The organism is Brevibacillus migulae, from assembly GCF_004521915.1.
GTDB classification, from domain to species: Bacteria; Bacillota; Bacilli; order Brevibacillales; family Brevibacillaceae; genus Brevibacillus_F; species Brevibacillus_F migulae.
In genome coordinates, this window is the sequence record NZ_SDKD01000029.1 from 17,831 (window position 1) to 39,990 (window position 22,160).

A 22,160-nucleotide genomic window follows, 5' to 3' on the forward strand; every position below is an offset into this window, starting at 1 on the left:
CCTGCCGAAGGAGTCTCTACACCTTCAGACGTTTTTTCCACTCATTTAGTTTCAGCAATGCATCAAGCGGTGTCATCTGCAGCAAATCGACATCAGAAAGCTCGCGCAAAACCGCTGCATTCGCTTCGTCCATTTTTGTTTCTGCTTGTACTTGAACGGCAGGCTCAGCTTGTACTTGTACCGTGGATTCCGCTACCACCGTTTTCACAGGCGGTGCAGATTCCCAGAGCGTTTCCAAGGTCATTTGCTCATTTGTCCTGTGAGCTTGTCCGGTTTCAAAGCCAGCTAAGATTTCACGCGCCCGCTGAATGACCTGTTCAGGCATTTCCGCCAGCTCAGCGACGTGGATCCCATAGCTTTTATCAGCCCGTCCGTGTTCAATTTTATGCAAAAAGAGGAGCTTTCCATCTCGCTCTTCGCAACGAGCATGCACATTGCACACACGGGACATCGACTCTTCCAAACTGGTTAATTCGTGATAGTGCGTGGAAAAGAGCGTCTTTGCCCCGATCTTCTCGTGAATATATTCAATGACGGATTGCGCCAAAGCCATACCGTCATACGTAGAGGTTCCCCGGCCGATTTCATCGAGCAAAATCAGACTGTTCGCTGTCGCTTTTACCAAAGCATGTCTAGTCTCGAGCATCTCCACCATAAAGGTAGAATGTCCTCCCGCCAAATCATCTGCTGCCCCGATCCGCGTGAAAATTTGATCCACCAGAGGGAGGCGAGCTTCCACTGCCGGTACAAAACAGCCGATCTGCGCCATGATGATGATCAGGGCGACTTGCCGCATGTACGTGCTTTTCCCCGCCATATTCGGCCCGGTAATCAGCAGGATCTGCCTGTCTTGCTCATTCATCTCGACATCATTGGCTACATATTTTTCTTTATCCAGCATGGCTTCTACGACAGGATGACGGCCTTCCCTGATCACACAGTCACCCGTAGTGCTGATCTGGGGTCTCGTGTAGCCACGCTCTTCACTAACCGTGGCAAAGGATTGAAGGGCATCGATTGCCGCTACCCCTTCTGCCAATGCCTGAATGCGCGGAATATGCTTGGCGACCTCGCTGCGAATCTCTGTGAACAATTGATATTCGAGCTCTACCATTTTCTCTTCCGCTTCGAGTATTAAGGCTTCTTTTTCTTTCAGCTCGGGCGTAATGAAGCGCTCCGCATTGGCCAACGTCTGTTTGCGCTCGTATCTGCCTTCGGGGATATTCGCCAGATTGCTGCGTGAGACTTCAATATAGTAGCCGAATACCTTATTAAAGCCGACCTTCAGCGAACGGATCCCCGTAGTTTCCCGCTCCATCTGCTCCAATTGGGCGATCCAGCTTTTCCCTTCCCGGCTGGCGGTATGCAATTTATCCAGATAGGCATCGTAGCCGGTGCGAATGAGTCCCCCTTCTTTGACCGAAAGCGGCGGATCATCCACGATTGCGTTGGCAATGTAGGCGGCGATATCTTCACAATCGTCCATTCCTTGCGCGATACGGCTCAATACCTCCGCTTGCGATTGCAATAACAACTGCTTCAGGGCCGGGATGGCTTCCAGCGAATGTCTCAGCTGCAGCAAATCACGCGCATTGGCGTTGCCATAGGCGATTCTTCCAGCCAAACGCTCCAGGTCGTATACCCGGTCCAGGCACTCACGCAGGTCGGAGCGCAATAGAAAATCGCCTTTCAGCTGCTCTACGGCATCCAAGCGCTGCTGAATTTCTCCCGCATGCAACAGCGGCCGCTCAATCCACCGGCGCAGCAAGCGACCGCCCATGGCTGTTTCCGTACGGTCCAAGAGCCAGAGAAGGGATCCTTTTTTTGTTTTATCGCGAATCGTTTCCGTCAGCTCCAGGTTACGGCGGGAAAAATGATCCATTTGCAGATACTGCTTGGACTCATAACGACGAATAAGACGCAGATGGGCTAGGCTTCGTTTTTGCGTCGTACCCATATAGTAGAGCAGCGCATTTACAGCCGCTCTCATGGCAGGCTCTAGCTCGACCGCCTGCTGTCCATACTGCTGCTGTGCCGCATCCTCCGCGACTTCCTCGGAACGAAGATGCGTAAACGGCAGGTCTGTCACATAACGGGAAACAAGACCGCCAAATAGGACCAGCTCCTTCGGCCGGTAATGCAAGGCTTCGTCCAGTGCTGCATTGCCAGAAGCAACAAAAGAGGTGACATACATTTCACCCGTGCTCATGTCACAGGCAGCCACCCCCTCCTTGCCATCCACTTCAGCGATTGCGACCATATAGTTATTCTCTTTATCAGACAACCATTTGCCTTCCATCATGGTGCCTGGCGTAATCACCCGGGTCACTTCTCTGCGAACGACCCCTTTTGCCTCTTTGGGATCCTCTACTTGTTCACAGATGGCCACTTTATAGCCGCGCTGCAGGAGTTGAGAGATGTATGTATCAGCGGAGTGGTGAGGCACTCCGCACATTGGAATTCTTTCTTCAGCTCCACCCTCACGACCTGTCAGGGTGATTTCCAATTCTCGCGAAGCCTTGATCGCATCTTCAAAAAACAGTTCGTAAAAGTCACCTAAGCGAAAAAATAAGAAAGTATCCGGATAATCACGCTTAATCGCCAGATACTGTTGCATCATCGGGGTATATTGTGCCATGTTTAACTCTCCCACTTCCAAATCTATCTGTGCTATTATACCATGGTTTCGATCAGAAGTAGAGGACACTCCCCCGTTAAGGTGCCAATTTCCAAGCGATCCGCAAATCCTCGTCAGCACGCCATTCCTGGCCTGATAGCAGCAGTTGGAAAAACGGTTCCAGATCTTGCTGATAGGTCTGATAGATCGGAAGCTTCTTGAGCTCTGACCACATGCGCTGGACGGCGGGCGCAATCTCTTCTTTATCCCCTTGATAGTAAGCTCTTTGCATCCGCACATCTAACGAAAAATCGTAGCGTAGCGAGCGGTAATGCTCTACGATCACCTTGGCTAAAGCAAACACGCCTTTGGTAATACGAGGAGAAATGAGCCAGCTCGGCAGCGTACGATACTCGAAGCCGCCATGCGGTTTTTCCCGGAAGTCACCAAAAAAACCATAGCGCGGCCTTCTCATTCGACATCCTTGGTCCTCGATCAACGCAAGCGGTAGCATGAGATAGGCATCCAGCTTGCGCAGCAAGGAAAAGGTTAGACGAACTCCGCTAAAATGGAGATGCCCACCGATCGGATACCCGGCAAAAGGCATTCCTCCAGCTAACCATTGGAGGGAAGAATCGGTGATTTTCTTTTTCGCCAGTCTCATCGTCTGATAGAGATTGCGAAATAATTCTCCTGGTTCCTCTGCCGGTGTCGGTCGAAGCTCTGCTATTGGGTACTGGGGCACCGATATTTCCTCCCGGTAGCGTGCCGCATCATACCCTACCATGCCCTTTTTGGTAAGAAAGCGTGAGGCCATGACCATTTTTCCCGCTTGATTGCGCAGGACAAATTCGGGATCAGCGCCTAGCAGGATCACGGGAGGACTTTCCCGCTCGAGAAGCTCCTGATCAGCAAATTCCTCCATCGCTTCGACTATGAGCCGATTCCTCGGAACGACAGGGCTGACGTGCATCACTTTCAACCGTTTTGGCGAGTAAGCTCCAATCGTAACCAACCCGTATTCAAGCCCCAGCGCATAAATGCTCCGTACGGCCAAATACTTGGCTATCTTAATCTCCTGCTCCGTTTCGTTTCCGGTTAATGCTTCAAATTCCTCTTGCTCGCGTGGAATCAGGTTATCGTGCAGCCATACAGGCTCTTGGTCCATTTTTAACATTTGCAGTACCTTGTGTTGAAAAACCAGCAGCATGAATCTTCGTTGTGGAGTGACCTCATCCACATGCTCCATTCGGCGGACAGGAATCCCATGGAGGCGCAAAAGCATGAGCGCTTTCTCCTGATCAAGGCAAAGCTTCACCTGTTCAGGACGATTTTTCAAGGGTCCCTCCAGTTGCGCTGAAGCCAGGTAGCCAGCCATCGCCTTCCCCCCTATCCGACGCGTTTGTAACAGCGTATGCGATCGCCCACTTTCGGGTGAAAAGGAACCCGCTTGTGCGTGTTGCAAAAAAAAGAAAAAGAGGAGAACAATCCCCCTCTTTTTAATCAAGGTCATCGAGCAAACCGGCCGAGTCGAAATCATCGAATTCGTCGCTGCTGTCTTCGTAATCCTCATCATAATGGTATTCTTTTCCATCGCAATTATCGCAGACGACCACGCAAACCTTTGTTTCCCCTACGATTTCTACGGCGAACTCACTCTCTACCTTGAATACAACGAGGCCGTTATCGAGTTCTGCTTTGACGCATTTTGGCTGTTCGACGCAATGGGCTGTAATTTCCAGATCACCACGAACGTTGCGATCATAGAATGACAGTGGCACTGTTACACTAAATCGTACTTTCTCCCGCTTTACATCCGTCTGCGAGTTATTGGCATTGGCATATGAGTACCACAGGTTGGCATCATACGTACCAGATACTTCAACCGCGTCCCCAACTTTCTCAGCCTGGAATTGTGTATTTATGATCCAGATTCCGAGGATTGTCTGAGGAGTGTGCTCTGGTGTAATGGTATGTGTGATTTGTGAGAATTTATGTCCTTTGCCACATACAGCTTTCGCGATGAGTTCCCGGCACTGAAGGTCTTTTTCTATACCCGACATTTCGTTACCTCCTCCATACAACGTTTCAGTACATTTGTATGCAGGGCATTCGACTAGGGTGCAAGAAAACCTGTTAACTATCTGGGTGAAAAAGTCGGGTCAACCGGGAAACACCACGCCCCTACGGACTCTTATTAGATGCCGCAGCAATCATCGTTCGACTTGGCCTTTCCGCCGCCAGTTTCGCCGGTCAACGGATTTCCGCCTGTATCGAGAATGATTTTTTCCGAAACCGTGTTGGTGATGACATGTGTCACCATTTGCAGCAGATCATTGACATCCACCTGGGATTGCTTGAATTCCGCTACGATTGGAATATTGTCAAGCTGGTCTTGAAGCTCATTGAACTCAGCTTCTACTTTTTTCGCCAGCTCCGTATTATTCATGGATTCAAACATGACCATTTGTTTTTGCTTTTGCTTCAGTTCGCTGATGAGATCCTGCACTTTATCGTTGTGCTTGATTTGCTGCTCCGCACGTTTGAAGAAATCCACTTCTTTTGTTCTGGCGATCATATTCGCCAATTCACGTGCTTTTTCCAAAATATCTTTATCGGTATACTTTACTGTTTCTGCCATTCTCCTACACCTCAACCTTGGATACGATTTCTCCGTGGAGTGTCCACGTTTTTGCATCTGTAATTTTCACATGAACGTAGCTTCCAATCAAGCTTTCATCGCCCACAAAATGGACGAGCTTGTTTCCGCGCGTACGTCCAGCTAATACCTGATCATTGTTTTTGCTGACGCCGTCAACCAGCACTTCGACCGTCTGCCCTTGCATCGCTAGATTTTTCTCCAATCCGGATTTGGCCAACGCTTCATTCAGCCGATAAAGGCGCTGTTTTTTTACTTCTAATGGAATATTATCCTCCATCGCTGCAGCCGGAGTGCCTTCGCGTGGAGAATAAATGAAGGTATACGCGGAATCGTAGCCCACTTCCTCGACCAAAGACAGCGTATCTTCGAATTGCTCATCTGTCTCACCAGGGAATCCCACGATGATATCGGTGGTCAACACCACATGCGGGATTGCCGCCTTGATCTTGCGCACCAGCTCCAGATAATGCTCACGGGAGTATTTCCGCGCCATTTTTTTCAACACTTCGGTACTTCCTGACTGGACTGGTAGGTGAATATGCTCAACCAAGTTTCCGCCTTTCGCCAACACCTCGATCAGATGGTCATCAAAATCGCGAGGGTGGCTTGTCGTAAAGCGGATCCGGGGGATATCAATTTTGCGTATCGCATCCAGAAGGTCGCCAAAGCCATATTCCAGATCTTCAAAATCTTTTCCATACGCGTTGACGTTTTGTCCAAGCAGGGTTACTTCCTTAAATCCTTGGCGGGCCAGCTCACGGACCTCTGCGATCACGTCTTCCGGACGGCGGCTGCGTTCTTTTCCGCGCGTGTACGGTACAATGCAGTACGTACAGAATTTGTCACAGCCATACATGATGTTCACCCATGCCTTGGTGTTTCCTTCCCGCACCTTCGGCATGTTCTCAATGATGTCGCCTTCCTTGGACCATACCTCGACAACCATTTCCTTACTATATAAAGCATCGCGGAGCAATACCGGGAGTCGATGAATGTTGTGCGTACCAAAAATCAGATCGACATGCTGATAGCTTTTCAACACTTTGTTGACGACACTCTCTTCCTGGGACATGCAGCCACACAGTCCCAAGATCAGATTTGGATTGTTGCGCTTCACCCGTTTAAGGTGGCCCAATTCGCCAAACACCTTGTCTTCGGCGTTTTCCCGAATCGCACAGGTATTAAACAGGATGACATCCGCGTTTTCCTCGATTTCTGCAGGTGCATACCCCATGCGCTCCAAAATCCCTGCCATCGTTTCGCTGTCGTGCTCATTCATCTGACAGCCATAGGTCCTGATCGCATACGTCTTGCCTTTTCCGATGCCTTCCATCTCTTCCGGAATGGTAAAATCATAATGAACCTGGACCTCTTCTTTGCCGCGTTTTTTTGCGTCCTTCAAGCTAGGCGCTTGAAAATACTTGGCAAAATCTTCTGCGGTTTTCGGTGACTTCGCGGATTTTAAGTCCGTTGTCGCCTCTGTTTTTTGTGTCATTATCCGAATCACCTCTTGAGGATTATTTCCTATAGTAAGAACCAATTAATAATTATAGCACACAAGCTGCTAAACGCCATTGAAGAATAAGGCAAAATCTTAGACAAATCCTGTCGTTCCCAGTATAGCACTTGGCAGCCGCTGCCAAACACCATCCCCTTTCCGCCGTTTCCTACTTTTTCTCTACTGTCATCGATTGAGGATAAGACCGATGGCCTATTTTTTCATTTGGGCCTGTCCTCTTTGAAACCTTCCATCAATTCCCTCCGTCATACATGCGAGCAAACTTACAAGAACAAGAAACAAGGAGGTTCCTATGAGAAGATTACTAACGTTTTTTCTTGCAGCAATCATGGTGCTGACCGCGATTCCTCTCGCATCCGCTGCACCTCGCTTCTCTGATGTTCCCCAGTCTCACTGGGCTTACAAAGAGATTACCGAAATGGCAGAAAGAGGCATCATCAAGGGATACAATGATGGAAAATTCCATCCAAACGAGGAAGTAACCCGTGCAGAATTCGCGAAAATTATGATCGCAGCAGCCGATATCGATATTCGCGGAAGCAAAAGCCAAACTTTCACGGATGTTCCTCGCACCCACTGGGCATTCAACTATGTGGAGTATGCAAAGCCGTACCTGACCGGGTACAAATCCGGAAGCCGCTACTATTACAAACCGGATGAAGATGCCGTTCGCGAAGACATCGCCGTCGCACTGGTTCGCCTCTTGGGCTATGATCGTTCGAAAAAGGCAGATCTGTCCGTGATTTCGAAATTCCGCGATGACGACGACATCTCTCCTGCGCTTCGTTCTTATGTAGCGCTGGCCGTGCAAACCAACTTGATCAAAGGCGACAACAAAGGCTATTTCCGTCCACAAGACGAGATTACCCGTGCGGAAGCTGCTTCCCTCATCTACCGCGCACTGATTGAAAAAGGCGACGCGGATGACGAGACGAAAGTGGTTTTCCCTGATACCGGAAAGCCGCAAGAACCAGACAATGATTTGCCAGACAGCGTAACGGACGCTTTCAATGATTCGAAATTGGGCAACTGGCTGACCAACAATGCCAATGCGAAATGGGGCGTCATGGACAAAGCGGTTACAGCGATCTCCACTGACAGCAACGTTGACCACTATTACCTCCCGCTGAAATGGGAAGAAAGCAAAAAACCGAAAAAGTATCAAATCGAAGTGGATGTACTTCCAAAAGGCACAGACGGCCTGGCAGGCTTGTATTTTAACGGTTCGGGCGAAAAAGCACACGTGGTCTATCTGTCCAAAGACAGAATCAATGTGGGCTATGTAAATGATACAGAGACAGAAGAGATCAGCAACATTGCCTCCAGCAATTATGATCTGCGCTCATCTAACCGCCTCAAAGTGGTTGTGGATGGCAATCAATATCAAGTGTTTGTTAACAACACCTTTGTATTCGGCCAAAAATTGAGTTCCACACCTACTACGAAGCTGGGATTGTACCTGCAGCGTGAAGCGACAGAAGATCTTCCAAAAGATATGACGCTGCTCGACAACTTCTCGTTCAAGGCATTGGAAAAATAAGCGCCACTCGAAGTCCGTTTCTCTGGTAAGGGAAACGGGCTTTTTTATGCGTAAGCATGGAAAAGACAAACATTCGGGTGTATAATTTTGTAGCGATTCTTTGCCGTTTTGCGGAAGGAGATACTCACTTGTCAAGCGATTATGCCTTTGAACAATTTCAATGGATGGACTCAGGTACGCATACCGCCACCCCCATCGAACCACTTGCGCTCGATGAAGCCTTCGCTCGTGCCATGAGTGAGCCAGGTGCAATGCCGCTCATCCATTTATGGATTTACGATCAAGCGCTTTTTTTGGGAAGACGCGATGCGAAACTCCCTCATCTTGAAGCTGCGCTTCGCCAGATGGGAGCGGAAGGATATGGCGCTGTCCTCCGTTCTTCGGGAGGGGCCTGTGTGCCTCTAGATGCGGGAGTGCTCAACATGGCATTTCTGCTCCCTGATACTTCGATTTCCATCGACTCTTTTTTTCAGCTGGTCGCATCCATGCTGCAAGTCGGACTACGCACCTATGGCCACGTCACATTCGGCGAGGTAACCGGATCTTACTGTGTAGGGGATTACGATTTTGCCTGTGATGGCAAAAAAATTGGCGGAATGGCGCAAAGACGAACACGCCACGGATCCATTTTGCAGCTCTGTATCAATGTGGATGACCGACCTCGCGGAGATTTGATGGAACGTTTTTACCACATTGCCGGATTGGCGGAAATGAGTCATGGAAAGCCGATTCCCCAAATCAATGGAGCAACCATCGGCAGCCTAGCGGAAGCTACGGGTCTTTCCTTGAGCGCAGCTGAAGTAAAGGAAGCTTTGTTTACTTCGATTTCTTCCCAATGGAACATCATAAACACTCCCTTTGTTGCCCCTAGCACGTATGTAGCAGACGCAAGACAGCATCTTACCGAAAAGCTCGGCTTGTTTTCCTATCAAGCGAAAGAGCTGCAGCAAACGAGCTGGTCATTGCCCCGATAAAAGAAAGGAAAGCGGAACTCCTCATGAGCTCCGCTTTTTATTTGGGTTCGAAATGCTGTTTTTTCTCATTGTACCAAAACAATTTCGCCGAACTTTGTTCCATGATCGGCACCCCTGTAGGCTCCAGCGTGCGACGAAGCTGCAGATAGATCAGATTTTTTTCATCATCGAGCTGCAGATTCCCCTCAATCGTCTCGATCGTCTCATTTTCTGTCCGGCTATGCCCGATTCCACTCCACACCACTTTATATCCATTCGAAGTAGAACGAATCACATATAAGCTATCTTCGTCTTTCTTCCCACCGCTAGTCTCTGTCGTCAATACCACCATTTTTTCTTCTCGACCGATCACCTGGAACCCGATGACTGGTTGCTTCATTTCAAATACAGCTTCATAACGTCCATCTTTGTATGCATACAAAAGGAAGATCCCGTTACGGTGACCGGTGTTCGCAATAACCGCTAGTTCCGGCTCATTGCTTTTTCCAGTTTCGCTTTTGTCTAGCTGTATCTGCGAATAGCTGATTCCATTTTCCACCACCAGTTTCTGCATCTCAGGAGCTAACCGGCTGCGGACATCTTCGACTAGCCAATCTGGAATAGACGCAGTATGCGCGCGGTTTGCTTCACTGTCCACATGCGTCTCCATTGCGCTCATAAAATTGGCGTGGAGCAAATACAGCACCCAGCCGCTAAGACATATCATCGCCAGCAGAAGATACCGGTAACTTTTTCGCAAACGCATTCTCCCATCATCTCCTGATGGTAAGACGTGGAAGGTAAGTAAAAAGTTACAGGTCTTTTCCTTTAAACACCTAATGCAACAGAAATGCCATTCGTGCATACTAATTACAGGGACTTCTGTTCCACACCTCGATCACTTGCCCGTCATTCGCTGGGCATTTTTTCTTATTCGCCCGACTTTCACTTTTTCTTTCCGCTCCGAATAAGGTAAGATGGTAAAGAGCGGAATTATGATGTTGAGTTAGGCTGGTGATGCATAGGTGGATATACCGAACGATTTTTTGACAAGACCTGTTAAAGATTTGATCATCTCATCATCGAAGGTAGCCCATGTACAACTTGGCAATTCATTGGAGCACGCCTTGCTTGTGCTGATTAAATCAGGCTATTCAGCCATCCCGGTCCTTGACAGCAGTTATCGGATTCAAGGTTTGATCAGTACCACGATGATATTAGATCAAATTCTTGGACTAGAGCGAATTGAGTATGAACGTCTTGGCGAGCATACTGTTGATCAAGTGATGAATACCAAAATACCTCGTATGAAAGAATCCGAGCATTTCCTTAGAGCCCTGGAGCTCTCCATCAACCATCCCTTTGTCTGTATGGAGAATGAAGACGGGGTATTCGTTGGAATTCTCACCCGTAAAAATGTATTGGCGCTTAACTACCAATATTTTCGCCAGCACAATCCGAGTTAACCTGTAAGCAACGTTTACGCCAAAAACAGATCTGATCACCGTTCAGATCTGTTTTTTCCTGTTCCTTTTCATCTGAAACAAACTTTTCCCGTATTCCATTGGATGCAGGTACGCACGCCGGAACATATCGATTTCTCCTGCTTCAAAAAAAGAGTATCGCTGATCGCGTACGTTTACCTCGATCAGATACGGATTGCCTTTCTCATCAATCCCCATGTCCATTCCCAGATCGGCCAGTGATGGAAAGTGAGCCGCATACTGCTTGGCGATTTCGAGGGCCGCGACACCTAATCGCATCTTGACTATTTCCGCCGTTTCCATCGAAAAAAGTTCCTGCAGTACTTGATCAATCTTAAGCGCCTGTCCTCCTTGCGCCAGATTGCTCAGTTTGTTTTCATTATTTGCTACCTTGGCCACCATGCCGGAAATACACCACTCACCGATCCCATTTCGTTGGACGGATACACGCATATCGAAGGTTTCCCCACGATAAGTGGCAAGCGGGACTCCCTCCTGCACTACAAACCGCCTTTTCCCTACCCATTTCCCGATTTCTTGAATCAGCGCGCGCCTGCCAAGCAATTTTTTTTGCGTGGATGATATGGATAAATAACGATCTCCCTGCCGTTCAATGCGTACCACACCGACCCCGACCGAGCCAATGGACGGTTTTACATAAAGGACTGGACTCGTGTTCAGAAACTGCAGAAAGGATTGGCGTGTGTACAGTTGCGTCTTAGGCAAGTAAGAGCGTATCCATTTATTTTTCCATAAGAGCTGATGGACGCGCAGCTTATCACGCATGACGATCTCATTGAATACTTTATATCTCCCGCTTAAATGTCGAATGATTGCTCTTGTTGACGGTTGGCCGCTCAGAACACGGTTGTGTATCACCTCGGGAATGGGAACGGTCTGTGCGGTTAAACGATCGTTGTGCCAGAAGTGGCCTCTGACACGTCTTGCTTTCAGGTTGACATGACGCGGGTGAAAAAAAACCGGCTCAAGGCCCAGTTCCTTTCCAATGTCCACATAGTAATCCAAGCGTTCGTAAGTTGGTTTTCCCGCGATACCGTTTTCCATCAGCGCCCAATCGAGCATGATTCCGATTCGTTTCACGACATATCCCCTCTTACTTAAGCTGGTTTTGCAGCCATTCTCATCATAAGGTATGTGCAAAAGCCGAGAGAGGTTTGCCCATTTTCACCATCAGCAGACAAGAATCGTCACAATTGTCAGAATATGCGCTTGCCCGGGAAAAGAAAACATCCACCTTGCGAGGTGGATGTCATGCTTTTCATCAATTAAATGATATTGAGTTCCTTGCCGACTTTTTCAAAAATATGTAGTGCCTTTTGCAAATCTTCCTGGCTATGCGCCGCGGTCACAATAGTTCTGACGCGCGCTGTCCCCTCTGGAACGGTAGGGTAAGCAATTCCTGTCCCCATAACCCCTTCCTGAAGCAGACGATCTGAGAACAACATTGCTTTGGCCCCGTCACCCACAATCACGGGTGTTACCGGCGATTCACTGTTTCCTGTGTTAAACCCGAGAGATTGCAAGCCTGCCTTGAAGAAGCGGGTGTTATCCCACAGCTTGTCAATCAGCTGCGGTTCTTCCAATAATACATCCAGTGCGGCGATGCATGCTGCAGTCACTGCAGGTGGGTGGGAGGTGCTAAACAAGAATGGACGCCCACGGTGAATGAGATAATCTCTGACGGTTTGTGTACTTGCCACATAGCCGCCCAGGACCCCTATCGCTTTGGACAGTGTGCCAACTTGAATGTGGACACGACCGTTCAAGTCGAAATGATCCACGGTTCCGCGACCGTTGCTGCCGAATACACCACTGGCATGGGCATCATCCACCATGACCATGGCGTTATATTTTTCAGCCAACTCTACAATTTCCGGGAGCAGCGCCACATCTCCATCCATGGAGAATACACCGTCCGTTACAATCAAGCGTGTGCGGTACTGCTGCGTTTCCTTTAAGGCTTGCTCCAGATCCGCCATATCGCTATGCTTGTAAATGCGGCGAGCCGCTTTCGTCAAACGAATCCCATCGATAATTGATGCGTGGTTCCATGCATCGGAAATCACTACGTCTTTGTCATCAAGCAGGGCACTCAACACACCGACGTTTGCCGTAAATCCGGATTGGAATACGAGCGCAGCTTCGGTATGCTTAAATTCAGCAAGACGTCTTTCCAACTCTTGGTGCATGCTAAAAGTACCAACAATCGTCCGTACGGAACCTGTTCCCGCTCCGAACTCTTCCACCGCTTTCAAGGCTGCCTGTTTCAATTTTGGATGGGTGGTCAATCCGAGATAGTTATTGGAGGAAAGTTGGATCACCTGTTTACCATTAATCGTGACATACGGTCCTTGATCACTTTCGATTTCCACCAATTGACGAAAAGTGCCTTTTTCCTTCATTTGATCCAATTCAGCTTGCAAATGTTCAAACCCTTTCATCTGACAGCCTCCCTACGGCAATAATACGACTTTTCCACATTGACCGCTGATCATCAGGTCAAAGCCTTCTTTGAAGTTTTCCAGCGGCATGGTATGTGTAATGATTGGTGTTACATCAACTTGTCCGGAATGGATCAAGCCGCTTGTTTGACGCCAGGTTTCATACATTTTACGCCCCGTAATCCCCTGGACCGTCACCCCTTTAAATACGATCTGGTTGGTAATATCCAGCTCGATGGGCTTCGTTGGCAGACTGAGAATGGACATTCTCCCGCCATTGGTCAGCATTTCAAAGGCTTGGCGGATCGCTACCGGATGGCCGGACATTTCGCACACAACCTCGACGCCAGTCCCCTCGGTGACCTGCATCACGCGTTTCACCGGATCTTCCTGTGCGGAGTTGATCGTGACTGTCGCCCCTACTTTTCTGGCAAGGTCCAGACGATAGTCATTGATGTCAATCGCAATGACTTCTGTAGCCCCGGAAGCCTTCGCGACTGCAACTGCCATGATGCCGATCGGTCCACACCCGACTACCGCCACGGTTTTCCCGGCAATAGGACCCGCCAGTACCGTATGTACAGCGTTCCCCATCGGCTCTTGAATGGAAGCCTTTTCAAAAGGCATATCGATTGGATTTTTCCAGATATTTTCCGCAGGCATCTTCACATACTCGGCAAAGCAACCTTGAAATTCGACGCCAAGGATTTTCGTGTTTTGGCAAATATGGTACTGACCCGTTTTGCATTGCAAGCATTGGTGACACACGACATGGGTTTCCGCTGAAACATGATCACCGATCTTCACTCCGGTTACGTCACGGCCCACTTCGACGACCACCCCGGAAAACTCGTGGCCGAAAACCATCGGGGCTTTGATTCTGCTCTCTGCCCACGCATCCCACGTATAGATGTGAACATCTGTACCGCAAATCGAAGTCGCTTTAACTTGAATCAATACTTCGTGCGGCTCTATTTGAGGGATTGGCACTTCCCGTAATTCTGCTCCTGGACCCAAATGATGCTTCATGATTGCCTTCATCGTTGTTCCCATCCTTATATCTACCCTTTCCATATTGGAATGGCAGTGTGTTTTCTTTATCATTAGCATATCACAGGGAACTTTTTCGTGTCCATACGATGAAGACAATATCGATTAAACTTGCACAAATGTACTTCTGGAGTGGACTTTCACGCCCTTCGCTCAATGGCAAGGAGAAACGGTGCCTGATTCTGTTGATTCACATATTGGTATTGCAGCACGAGAAATTCCGTCTGGTCGAGCTTTTGACAATATTGAATGACGGCGTCTTTCTCCATTTTTCCTGCGGGATGGCCCCAATAAACGATGATGGTCATGATCCCACCCGGCCGCAGTAGGGATATCCCCGCTTCAATCGCCCGAATGGTACTTTCCGCTTTTGTCGTGATTTCCTTGTCACCGCCCGGCAGGTACCCGAGATTAAACATGATGGCTGCCGGCTTCTCGGTGATCCGGCTCATTTCCTCGTGACTCGCGAGGACAAGCTCTACACGCTCCAACACTCCCTCCCGTTCTAACCGCATCCTTGTTTTTTCCATCGCTTCCGGCTGGATATCATACGCGATCACGCGCCCTTGCTCCCCAACGGTTTTGCAGAGAAACAGCGTATCATTTCCATTTCCCATGGTCGCATCAACCGCCAATTCGCCTGGTTGGATCCTCTCCACGATCAATCTTCTGGCTACTTCCAAGACATTCGGCAACACTTTTTCTCTCGACTCCCCTCAGTCATAGAACGATTTGCATACCTTCTTTTGCTACCAGACACTCTCCGTATGTATAGCTCTTCGCCTCTTCGAGAATGTCCTCCTCTTTATACGCGTGAAACAAGTGTGTGATCACCAATTTTTTCACCTGGAGCTGTTGTCCGGCTTGAGCAGCCAATTCAACCGTTAGATGTCCATTCAATTCTTTTGGCGTGTAATATTTGCGCAAAAACGTCCCTTCGCAGATGAACAGGTCGGCTTGCCTGGCAAATGGTTCCCATTTCGTCGTAGGTCCGCTATCAGCACCGTACACAAACGTTTTCCCATTCGCTTCGATCCGTACCGCATAACACGGTACATCATGCTCCGTACGTAAAAAAGATAGCTTCATGTCACCGATTTCGATATGGGAATGCTCATCAACCGGGAAAAAGCGTGTCGCGTCCCGATACGTCAAGGATTCTGCACGGTCAGCCGGCTCTGCTGGTCCATAAATCGGAACCGGATGGTTTGCATCCCGATCTTTCACGTTTTGATGGACCATGATTCCATATTGCAGCACTCCTACGTCCGCGATGTGATCATGGTGATAGTGGCTGAGGACCACGGCATCCAGCTTATAGATGGGCAATTCTTTTCCCAACTGACTGATCACGCCGCTCCCACAATCCAATAGCAGATTCGTCGTAGCGGTCTGCACCAAATATCCCGCCGTCGCGCCATCTGGACCGGGATAGGGCGATTGACAACCCAAAATCGTAATGCGCATATTTATCATTCCTTTTCATAGGATGGAAATAAGTTGGGACAGGGGGTACACCATGCCTAAACCAGTAAAACAGATCCTGCAGATCGCCTTTACCTACATCGGCACTGTTGTCGGTGCGGGATTTGCATCCGGTAGAGAGATTCTGCAATTTTTTGTCCAATACGGCTCAAGCGGTCTCATCGGGATCCTGATCGCGACCTTTTTATTTATTTGGGCAGGAATTCAGGTCATGCTGATCGCCCACCGCATACGCGCCGACTCTTATCAAGATATCAGCATTTACTTATTCGGGCGTACCATCGGCACAGTATTTAATGTCGCCTTGCTGACGATTTTGCTCGGAACGACCTCTGTCATGCTCGCCGCCACTGGTGCGATCTTTCGCGAAAATTTTGCCCTTTCCTCGCAGATCGGTATCTGGTGCGCGATGATTTGCATCTTTTTTGTCACTCAAAAAGGACTAAGCGGCATTCACTCGGTCAACTCTTTGTTCGTCCCGCTTTTAATCGGGTTTACCATCCTCGTGTTTTGGGAAGCCCAGCCTTGGTCCAGCTTCCAAACGGCGACAGTTGAAACCGTGAAACCGATGGTCTGGCTCACTTCACCACTCTATTATGTAGCCCTGAATATTACGCTCACTCAAGCCGTCCTGGTACCGATTGGCAGAGAAAGCTCTGATGAGAAGACGTTAATTCGTGGTGGGCTCCTGGGAGGACTCGGAATCGGACTCCTGCTCATCTTGGCCTATGCGTCCATGTCTGCCCATCTTTCCGCCGTTCTCCATGTGGAAATGCCGATGATCGCCTTGCTGTCAGGCATGGGCAAAAGTATTTCCTTTTTGTTTGCCCTCATCGTCCTGGCGGAGATTTTTTCGACATTGATTGCCAACGTATACGGCTTGATTGAACAGCTGCGCACCTACCTCCGGCTTTCTGCAGCACAGATATGCCTGGCTATCCTTGCCATCAGTTATGTAGTCAGCTTTTTAGGATTTCGATCACTATTAGCTTTATTGTATCCATTATTTGGCCAGTTTGTCGTGTTCTTTTTGCTAATGCTTTTTTGGCGGCAATGGACGGGAAGAACTCGGAAAGCAAGCAAATAAAAACCTCTCCCAAGCGGAGAGGTTTTTTAGGTGGTTTATGCAAATTCAGCAACCAGTTTATCGAAGTCTTCTTTGGACAAGGACAGATCTTGGTAAGCCAAAGGTTCTTCTTTGAAGCCAGCAACCAGTTGTTCGTAAGATTTTTGCTCAGTGTTTTGATAGATCAAACCGTTGAGCAAACCTTTGTATTGCATCGAGTAGGACATTGCCTTGATGCGATCGTGTGGATCATAGCCTTCCAAAGAATCAACCGATACAATGTTTTCTTTGAACCAGTCATACGTATTTACCTTGTTATAAGTTACGCAAGGGCTGAATACGTTGATCAGAGAGAACCCTTTATGCTGGATTCCTTTTTCGATCAATTCAGTCAAGCCTTTCAGATCGCTGGAGAAGGATTGCGCAACAAAGGTTGCACCAACCGACAATGCCAGCTCAACTGGAGAAATCGCAGATTCAATGGAACCACCTGGTGTTGACTTGGTTACGAAACCAGCAGCCGAACGAGGCGAAGTTTGACCTTTTGTCAATCCGTAGATTTGGTTGTCCATTACGATGTACGTAACGTCCATGTTGCGACGGATTGCGTGTACAGTATGACCCATACCGATTGCGAAACCGTCACCGTCGCCACCTGCTGCGATCACAGTCAGATCGCGGTTAGCCATTTTCAGACCTTGTGCGATTGGCAAGGAGCGACCATGTACACCATGGAGTCCATAGCAGTTTACATAACCGGAGATACGACCGGAGCAACCGATACCGGATACGATCGCCAATTGCTCTGGTTCAAGACCTACATTCGCTGCCGCACGCTGGATGGCCGCTTGTACGGAGAAGTCTCCGCAACCAGGGCACCAGTTCGGCTTCACATTATTGCGAAACTCTTTCATAGTCGCCATGCTTAATCAGCCCCTTAACCTGTGTATAAACTTCGTTTGGCAAGAATGGATTTCCGTCATATTTCAAGATCGAATCGATCTTCTCTGCATTACCAACATGCAATTTCAACAGATTTGCGATTTGACCGGTAGCGTTGTTCTCCACTACGATCACTTTTTTCGCTTTTTCCACATAAGGTTTGATCACTTCAGTTGGGAACGGATGGATCAAGCGAATTTGCGCGTGGTTCACTTTCACGCCTTCTTTTTCCAAACGCTCTTTTGCCTCTTGGATCGTTCCGCCTACAGAGTTAATACCTACGAGCAATACGTCTGCATCTTCATGTGGAGCATCGAAAAGAACAGGGTTTGGATAACGATCTACAAGCGTGTTCAGCTTGTTCATACGCTTATCCATTTGTTGTTTACGATTGATTGGGCTCTCAGAAGGGCGTCCTGTTTGATCGTGCTCAACCCCTGTTACATGGTGAAGACCAAATTTTTGGCCTGGGATTGGACGTGGAGATATGCCATCTTCCGTCAATTCGTAGCGCTTGAACAGATCGTTTTGCTCTTTTTCAGGCAATTCTTGGCCTGTCAGCAATTTACCACGGCGGATTTCTACGCGGCTGTAATCAAACGGTTCAACCGTAGATTTCCCGAGGGAAAGTGTCAGGTCAGTTACCAAGATAACTGGCACTTGGTATTCTTCGGCGATATTGAATGCCTCAACGGTGTCATAGAAGCAATCTTCTACGCTGCTAGGTGCCAAAACCACTTTTGGAATCTCACCGTGCGTACCGTGGATCATCGCATTGATATCGGATTGCTCTTGTTTGGTAGGAAGACCTGTGGAAGGACCGCCACGTTGTGTATCTACGATCACAACTGGTGTTTCGGTCATACCTGCAAGGCCGATTGCTTCCATCATCAAGGAAAGACCAGGACCTGCAGAAGCAGTCATCGTACGAACACCGCCGTAGTTACCACCGATTGCCATGGTGATCGCTGCGATCTCGTCTTCTGTTTGAATGACAGTACCGCCAAATTTCGGCAATTTTTTAATCAAATATTCCATGATTTCGGATGCCGGTGTGATTGGGTATGCCGGCATGAAACGACAGCCAGCCGTGAGCGCACCAAGTGCTACTGCATCGTTACCGATCATGAACAGACGCTTGCTGCCATCTGCTTTATCCAATTGAAATTCAGGTAGTTGTCCACCTGTCAAATTATTTACAAAGTCGAAGCCTTGCTTGATTGCTTCCATATTCTTTTCAACAACTTTTTCACCCTTGCGCAGGAACATGTCCTCCACAATGTTACGGAAGCTCTCGACCGGCATTCCCAGAATCGCTGCAGAAGCTCCGATCGACACCATGTTTTTCATCAGGGAAGTTCCCAGCTCTTCCGCAATTTGCGTCAGTGGAACCGCGAACATGCGAACCGGTTTCAGACCATCAGGAAGTTTGGGGTTAAACTTGGCATCCGCAATGATTACTCCGCCTTCACGAAGCTCATGTGCGTTTACATCAATGGTTTCTTGGTCAAAAGCCACCAAAATATCCAATACGTCGGAAACCGCACGCATTGGTTTTGTGCTCACGCGAATTTTGTTGTTCGTATGACCACCTTTGATACGTGAGGAGAAGTGACGGTAGCTGTACAGATGGTAGCCCATGCGAGCCATTGCGATCGAAAAGATCTCACCCGTACTCTCGATACCCTCCCCTTGCTGTCCTCCAACTTTCCAAGAAAGTTGACTAATCATCCTATTTCCACCCCTTCAGTGACTGTGAAAAAAGTCTACCTCCGCTGGATTCCTCTCCCGGTCCTATTTGCCATGCAGCTCGTAAATCGGTTCGTGTGAGAAGCCTCCGCGAGATGTGACGAAAATGTGTATAGACTCCTACCAAATTGTAGTCCGAGCCTATTAAAAATGCAAGTGCTTTTACTAAAAATACTTTTGACCTGAATCGAAAATTGTACTTGGTACATTAATGTTTCGACATTTTTATTGTAGCACGTTTCTGAAAACACGCAACCAGTTTTCGCACAAGAATTTCTGAACTTCTGCCTCTTTATACCTTTTGCATAACGCATCCACCAACAAAGGATAATCACCCGCTCGTTTCAGGTCGCCAAAAGTTACCGCAGTCCCGTCAAAATCGGAAGAAAAGGCGACATGCTCACTGCCGCCAAGGGCACATACATGATCTAGATGACGCAGCAGATCGTCAATCCATACCGTCCGTTTTTCGGAGGTGACAAAGAAATCAACAAAGCTTAGACCCATGACGCCCCCTTTTTTGATGATCGCCCGGATCTGCTCGTCACTCAGGTTGCGCGGATGGTCACAAATCGCTCTCGCATTCGAGTGGGAAGCGATAAAAGGAGCTTCTGCCAGCTCCACGACATCCCAAAAACCCGGTTCGGCCAGATGAGAAACGTCCACCATCATGCCCAACCGATTCATTTCAGCCAGAACCTGTCTGCCAAACAGAGACAATCCCCCTGGATTTGGTTCATGGCTACCATCCGCCACGGAATTGCGGAAGTTCCAGGTTAGTCCCATACCTCGTACGCCTAGTCGATGCAAGGTATGGAGGTAGTTCAGATTTTCATCGATGGGATGCGCCCCTTCTACAAACAGAATAGCCCCTTTCTCCTTCTTTAATACACATTGCGCCAAATCTTGATTGGCGTATATCGGCTTTAACCCTGATCCAACTATTTTTTCATGGAACAATTGCACCATTTCCAGCAGAGCTGCATATCGATTGGTGACAGGTACGTCGTAAGGGACAAAAGATGCGAACACCTGTAATCCTATCTTCCCTTTTTCCATTTCCGGCAAACTTACCTGCAAGCGCTCATCTGTTTCGGTAAAAGTTAAATCGGGATGTCTCCATAGTTTTAACAAGGCATCGCAGTGTGCATCGAAAATACGCATGTTGGTTTTTCGCCTCTCTTGTTTGGACTTGAATCGACAAAAGCACAAAAAAGCCTGTTTCGTTCCTTGAACAAACAGGCCGGGTACTGCATGAACCTTTATCTTGGTTCTACTATCAATTTTATCGCAGTGCGTTCTTCCCCATCAATCACGATGTCGGTAAAGGCTGGAATGCAGATCAGATCAACTCCACTAGGCGCTACGAACCCTCGTGCAATTGCTACTGCTTTCACAGCTTGATTAAGCGCCCCAGCACCAATGGCTTGAATCTCGGCAGCTCCGCGTTCGCGAAGAACACCTGCGAGGGCACCTGCAACGGAGTTGGGATTAGACTTTGCTGAAACTTTTAATACCTCCATCCTTTTGAACCTCCCGTCTGTTAGGAATACAATCATTATTAGAATGATATTCTCATGATTCCTAAAAATTCCTGCATGCAGGTCGGAAAAATTCACAAAATTCCGATCTAAACACATTATTCCATAAACGGGCGTTCAGCGTCAATTCGGATGCGCTCAATCTTGGTTGCTTTTCCGCTTGCTTTGTCGAGGGTAATGACAACCCCATTCAGCTGGGTAGGGCCGCTTGCCACCTCAAAACGCACCGGAAGCTGTGTGCGGAATTTCTTGATCACCACTTCGCGATCCATCCCCAATATCCCATCGGAGGGACCGCACATGCCCGCGTCCGTCAAATAGGCGGTGCCTTGCGGAAGAATGCGCTCATCACCGGTCTGGACATGCGTATGGGTTCCCACCAGCCCGCTGATGCGACCATCCAAGTACCACGACAATGCCTGCTTTTCAGATGTAACTTCGGCATGAAAATCAACAAAGATATACTTTGTTCGTTTTCTTGCCTGCTCTACCAATTCATCCGCTTTCGCAAACGGACAGTCTAGCGGCGGCAAGAAGGTACGACCCTGTAAATTGATAATCGCCAGTTCTCCTTCAGGCTGCTTGATATAAGTAATGCCCTTACCTGGTGTCCCAGGAGGAAAGTTGGCTGGTCGAATCACCCGATCTTGGTCATCAATAAACTCAAAAATCTCTTTATTGTCCCATGTATGGTTGCCTAGCGTTATCGCCTGAACACCAGCTTCAAACAGCTCTTTCACGATTTTTTCCGTGATTCCTTTACCGTTCGCAGCGTTTTCCCCGTTTGCTACGATGAAGGTTGGCTGATATTTGCGCTTTAGGCGCGGCAAATAATCCTTTACGATCTCGCGTCCGGGAGAGCCTACAATATCTCCAATAAACAACAGTTTCATCATCTTCACCTCTTCTGTTATCAGTATACACGGTTTGCCTTCCTGAGAAAACGCGAGCTACACGTCTCTTTTCAATTGGAAAAACTTGGCTTCACTGAGCCCTTTGGCGTACCCGCAGCACTTATGCTGAAAAGAATTATTATAAATTCTTATCCACCAATCGAGTAGGAGGGGGTGACTAACCCCCGACCTCTCAC

Annotated in this window: 20 protein-coding genes; 4 read left to right on the forward strand and 16 right to left on the reverse strand. The window is 48.4% G+C overall.

Annotated elements, in window-relative coordinates:
• Nucleotides 1-16: 16 nt before the first annotated feature.
• The 5 genes from mutS to miaB form a co-directional block, all read right to left on the reverse strand.
• Entirely contained in the window at nucleotides 17-2,638 is a 2,622-nt protein-coding gene (gene mutS, locus EIZ37_RS22955) for a DNA mismatch repair protein MutS (RefSeq protein ID WP_134687093.1), read from the reverse strand.
• Nucleotides 2,639-2,714: 76 nt separating this feature from the next.
• Nucleotides 2,715-3,995: a putative amidoligase domain-containing protein gene (locus EIZ37_RS22960; RefSeq protein WP_167569093.1), complete on the reverse strand. Its 1,281-nt coding sequence runs from the start codon at nucleotides 3,993-3,995 to the stop codon at nucleotides 2,715-2,717.
• A gap of 121 nt (nucleotides 3,996-4,116) precedes the next feature.
• Nucleotides 4,117-4,680: an outer spore coat protein CotE gene (cotE, locus tag EIZ37_RS22965; RefSeq protein WP_134687095.1), complete on the reverse strand. Its 564-nt coding sequence runs from the start codon at nucleotides 4,678-4,680 to the stop codon at nucleotides 4,117-4,119.
• 134 nt (nucleotides 4,681-4,814) lie between these two features.
• Nucleotides 4,815-5,258 carry a RicAFT regulatory complex protein RicA family protein gene (locus EIZ37_RS22970; protein WP_134687096.1) on the reverse strand — a complete coding sequence of 148 codons (444 nt, stop codon included), beginning with the start codon at nucleotides 5,256-5,258 and terminating at the stop codon, nucleotides 4,815-4,817.
• A gap of 4 nt (nucleotides 5,259-5,262) precedes the next feature.
• Nucleotides 5,263-6,774, reverse strand: a complete 1,512-nt coding sequence (miaB, locus tag EIZ37_RS22975) for a tRNA (N6-isopentenyl adenosine(37)-C2)-methylthiotransferase MiaB (RefSeq protein ID WP_134687097.1) — start codon at nucleotides 6,772-6,774, stop codon at nucleotides 5,263-5,265.
• Between the two features lie 316 nt (nucleotides 6,775-7,090).
• Between miaB and EIZ37_RS22980 the strand changes: the two genes are divergently transcribed.
• On the forward strand, nucleotides 7,091-8,338 hold the full coding sequence (locus EIZ37_RS22980; protein ID WP_134687098.1) for an S-layer homology domain-containing protein: 1,248 nt from the start codon (nucleotides 7,091-7,093) through the stop codon (nucleotides 8,336-8,338).
• Nucleotides 8,339-8,502: 164 nt separating this feature from the next.
• On the forward strand, nucleotides 8,503-9,312 hold the full coding sequence (locus tag EIZ37_RS22985) for a lipoate--protein ligase family protein (protein WP_235828179.1): 810 nt from the start codon (nucleotides 8,503-8,505) through the stop codon (nucleotides 9,310-9,312).
• Between the two features lie 37 nt (nucleotides 9,313-9,349).
• Here the strand turns inward: EIZ37_RS22985 and EIZ37_RS22990 are convergent, their stop codons facing one another.
• Nucleotides 9,350-10,057, reverse strand: a complete 708-nt coding sequence (locus tag EIZ37_RS22990) for a hypothetical protein (protein WP_134687100.1) — start codon at nucleotides 10,055-10,057, stop codon at nucleotides 9,350-9,352.
• Nucleotides 10,058-10,316: 259 nt separating this feature from the next.
• Between EIZ37_RS22990 and cbpB the strand changes: the two genes are divergently transcribed.
• Entirely contained in the window at nucleotides 10,317-10,757 is a 441-nt protein-coding gene (gene cbpB, locus EIZ37_RS22995; RefSeq protein WP_134687101.1) for a cyclic-di-AMP-binding protein CbpB, read from the forward strand.
• Nucleotides 10,758-10,799: 42 nt separating this feature from the next.
• On the opposite strand, the gene EIZ37_RS23000 is transcribed toward cbpB, so the two are convergent.
• The 5 genes from EIZ37_RS23000 to EIZ37_RS23020 form a co-directional block, all read right to left on the reverse strand.
• Nucleotides 10,800-11,876: a YheC/YheD family endospore coat-associated protein gene (locus EIZ37_RS23000; protein ID WP_134687102.1), complete on the reverse strand. Its 1,077-nt coding sequence runs from the start codon at nucleotides 11,874-11,876 to the stop codon at nucleotides 10,800-10,802.
• A 185-nt stretch (nucleotides 11,877-12,061) separates the two neighbouring features.
• Nucleotides 12,062-13,237: a glycine C-acetyltransferase gene (locus EIZ37_RS23005; protein WP_134687103.1), complete on the reverse strand. Its 1,176-nt coding sequence runs from the start codon at nucleotides 13,235-13,237 to the stop codon at nucleotides 12,062-12,064.
• Between the two features lie 12 nt (nucleotides 13,238-13,249).
• Nucleotides 13,250-14,290: an L-threonine 3-dehydrogenase gene (tdh, locus tag EIZ37_RS23010; protein WP_134687104.1), complete on the reverse strand. Its 1,041-nt coding sequence runs from the start codon at nucleotides 14,288-14,290 to the stop codon at nucleotides 13,250-13,252.
• Nucleotides 14,291-14,427: 137 nt separating this feature from the next.
• Nucleotides 14,428-14,985: a tRNA (mnm(5)s(2)U34)-methyltransferase gene (locus EIZ37_RS23015; RefSeq protein WP_134687105.1), complete on the reverse strand. Its 558-nt coding sequence runs from the start codon at nucleotides 14,983-14,985 to the stop codon at nucleotides 14,428-14,430.
• A 22-nt stretch (nucleotides 14,986-15,007) separates the two neighbouring features.
• Nucleotides 15,008-15,754, reverse strand: a complete 747-nt coding sequence (locus tag EIZ37_RS23020) for an MBL fold metallo-hydrolase (protein ID WP_134687106.1) — start codon at nucleotides 15,752-15,754, stop codon at nucleotides 15,008-15,010.
• 52 nt (nucleotides 15,755-15,806) lie between these two features.
• Between EIZ37_RS23020 and EIZ37_RS23025 the strand changes: the two genes are divergently transcribed.
• On the forward strand, nucleotides 15,807-16,859 hold the full coding sequence (locus EIZ37_RS23025) for a YkvI family membrane protein (protein WP_134687107.1): 1,053 nt from the start codon (nucleotides 15,807-15,809) through the stop codon (nucleotides 16,857-16,859).
• Between the two features lie 35 nt (nucleotides 16,860-16,894).
• Here the strand turns inward: EIZ37_RS23025 and EIZ37_RS23030 are convergent, their stop codons facing one another.
• The 5 genes from EIZ37_RS23030 to EIZ37_RS23050 form a co-directional block, all read right to left on the reverse strand.
• Nucleotides 16,895-17,761: a 2-oxoacid:ferredoxin oxidoreductase subunit beta gene (locus EIZ37_RS23030; RefSeq protein ID WP_134687108.1), complete on the reverse strand. Its 867-nt coding sequence runs from the start codon at nucleotides 17,759-17,761 to the stop codon at nucleotides 16,895-16,897.
• The gene (locus EIZ37_RS23035; RefSeq protein WP_134687109.1) at nucleotides 17,733-19,511 is read right to left on the reverse strand and encodes a 2-oxoacid:acceptor oxidoreductase subunit alpha; all 1,779 of its coding nucleotides are present in this window, start codon (nucleotides 19,509-19,511) and stop codon (nucleotides 17,733-17,735) included. The genes EIZ37_RS23030 and EIZ37_RS23035 overlap by 29 nt, the downstream gene beginning before the upstream one ends.
• Before the next feature lie 243 nt (nucleotides 19,512-19,754).
• Complete coding sequence (locus tag EIZ37_RS23040; RefSeq protein WP_134687110.1) at nucleotides 19,755-20,693, reverse strand: dipeptidase; 939 nt, start codon at nucleotides 20,691-20,693, stop codon at nucleotides 19,755-19,757.
• A gap of 98 nt (nucleotides 20,694-20,791) precedes the next feature.
• Nucleotides 20,792-21,052 (reverse strand): stage V sporulation protein SpoVS, encoded by a 261-nt coding sequence (gene spoVS / locus EIZ37_RS23045; RefSeq protein ID WP_003385776.1) that lies wholly within the window; start codon nucleotides 21,050-21,052, stop codon nucleotides 20,792-20,794.
• A gap of 116 nt (nucleotides 21,053-21,168) precedes the next feature.
• Complete coding sequence (locus EIZ37_RS23050) at nucleotides 21,169-21,963, reverse strand: TIGR00282 family metallophosphoesterase (RefSeq protein ID WP_134687113.1); 795 nt, start codon at nucleotides 21,961-21,963, stop codon at nucleotides 21,169-21,171.
• Nucleotides 21,964-22,160: the final 197 nt, after the last annotated feature.

Excerpts from the sequence above, each read along its gene's own strand:
- mutS (WP_134687093.1), bottom strand. The coding sequence starts at position 2,638 with ATGGCACAATATACCCCGATGATGCAACAGTATCTGGCGATTAAGCGT.
- EIZ37_RS22960 (WP_167569093.1), bottom strand. The coding sequence starts at position 3,995 with ATGGCTGGCTACCTGGCTTCAGCGCAACTGGAGGGACCCTTGAAAAAT.
- cotE (WP_134687095.1), bottom strand. The coding sequence starts at position 4,680 with ATGTCGGGTATAGAAAAAGACCTTCAGTGCCGGGAACTCATCGCGAAA.
- EIZ37_RS22970 (WP_134687096.1), bottom strand. The coding sequence starts at position 5,258 with ATGGCAGAAACAGTAAAGTATACCGATAAAGATATTTTGGAAAAAGCA.
- miaB (WP_134687097.1), bottom strand. The coding sequence starts at position 6,774 with ATGACACAAAAAACAGAGGCGACAACGGACTTAAAATCCGCGAAGTCA.
- EIZ37_RS22980 (WP_134687098.1), top strand. The coding sequence starts at position 7,091 with ATGAGAAGATTACTAACGTTTTTTCTTGCAGCAATCATGGTGCTGACC.
- EIZ37_RS22985 (WP_235828179.1), top strand. The coding sequence starts at position 8,503 with ATGGACTCAGGTACGCATACCGCCACCCCCATCGAACCACTTGCGCTC.
- EIZ37_RS22990 (WP_134687100.1), bottom strand. The coding sequence starts at position 10,057 with ATGCGTTTGCGAAAAAGTTACCGGTATCTTCTGCTGGCGATGATATGT.
- EIZ37_RS23005 (WP_134687103.1), bottom strand. The coding sequence starts at position 13,237 with ATGAAAGGGTTTGAACATTTGCAAGCTGAATTGGATCAAATGAAGGAA.
- tdh (WP_134687104.1), bottom strand. The coding sequence starts at position 14,290 with ATGGGAACAACGATGAAGGCAATCATGAAGCATCATTTGGGTCCAGGA.
- EIZ37_RS23020 (WP_134687106.1), bottom strand. The coding sequence starts at position 15,754 with ATGCGCATTACGATTTTGGGTTGTCAATCGCCCTATCCCGGTCCAGAT.
- EIZ37_RS23025 (WP_134687107.1), top strand. The coding sequence starts at position 15,807 with ATGCCTAAACCAGTAAAACAGATCCTGCAGATCGCCTTTACCTACATC.
- EIZ37_RS23030 (WP_134687108.1), bottom strand. The coding sequence starts at position 17,761 with ATGGCGACTATGAAAGAGTTTCGCAATAATGTGAAGCCGAACTGGTGC.
- EIZ37_RS23035 (WP_134687109.1), bottom strand. The coding sequence starts at position 19,511 with ATGATTAGTCAACTTTCTTGGAAAGTTGGAGGACAGCAAGGGGAGGGT.
- EIZ37_RS23040 (WP_134687110.1), bottom strand. The coding sequence starts at position 20,693 with ATGCGTATTTTCGATGCACACTGCGATGCCTTGTTAAAACTATGGAGA.
- spoVS (WP_003385776.1), bottom strand. The coding sequence starts at position 21,052 with ATGGAGGTATTAAAAGTTTCAGCAAAGTCTAATCCCAACTCCGTTGCA.
- EIZ37_RS23050 (WP_134687113.1), bottom strand. The coding sequence starts at position 21,963 with ATGAAACTGTTGTTTATTGGAGATATTGTAGGCTCTCCCGGACGCGAG.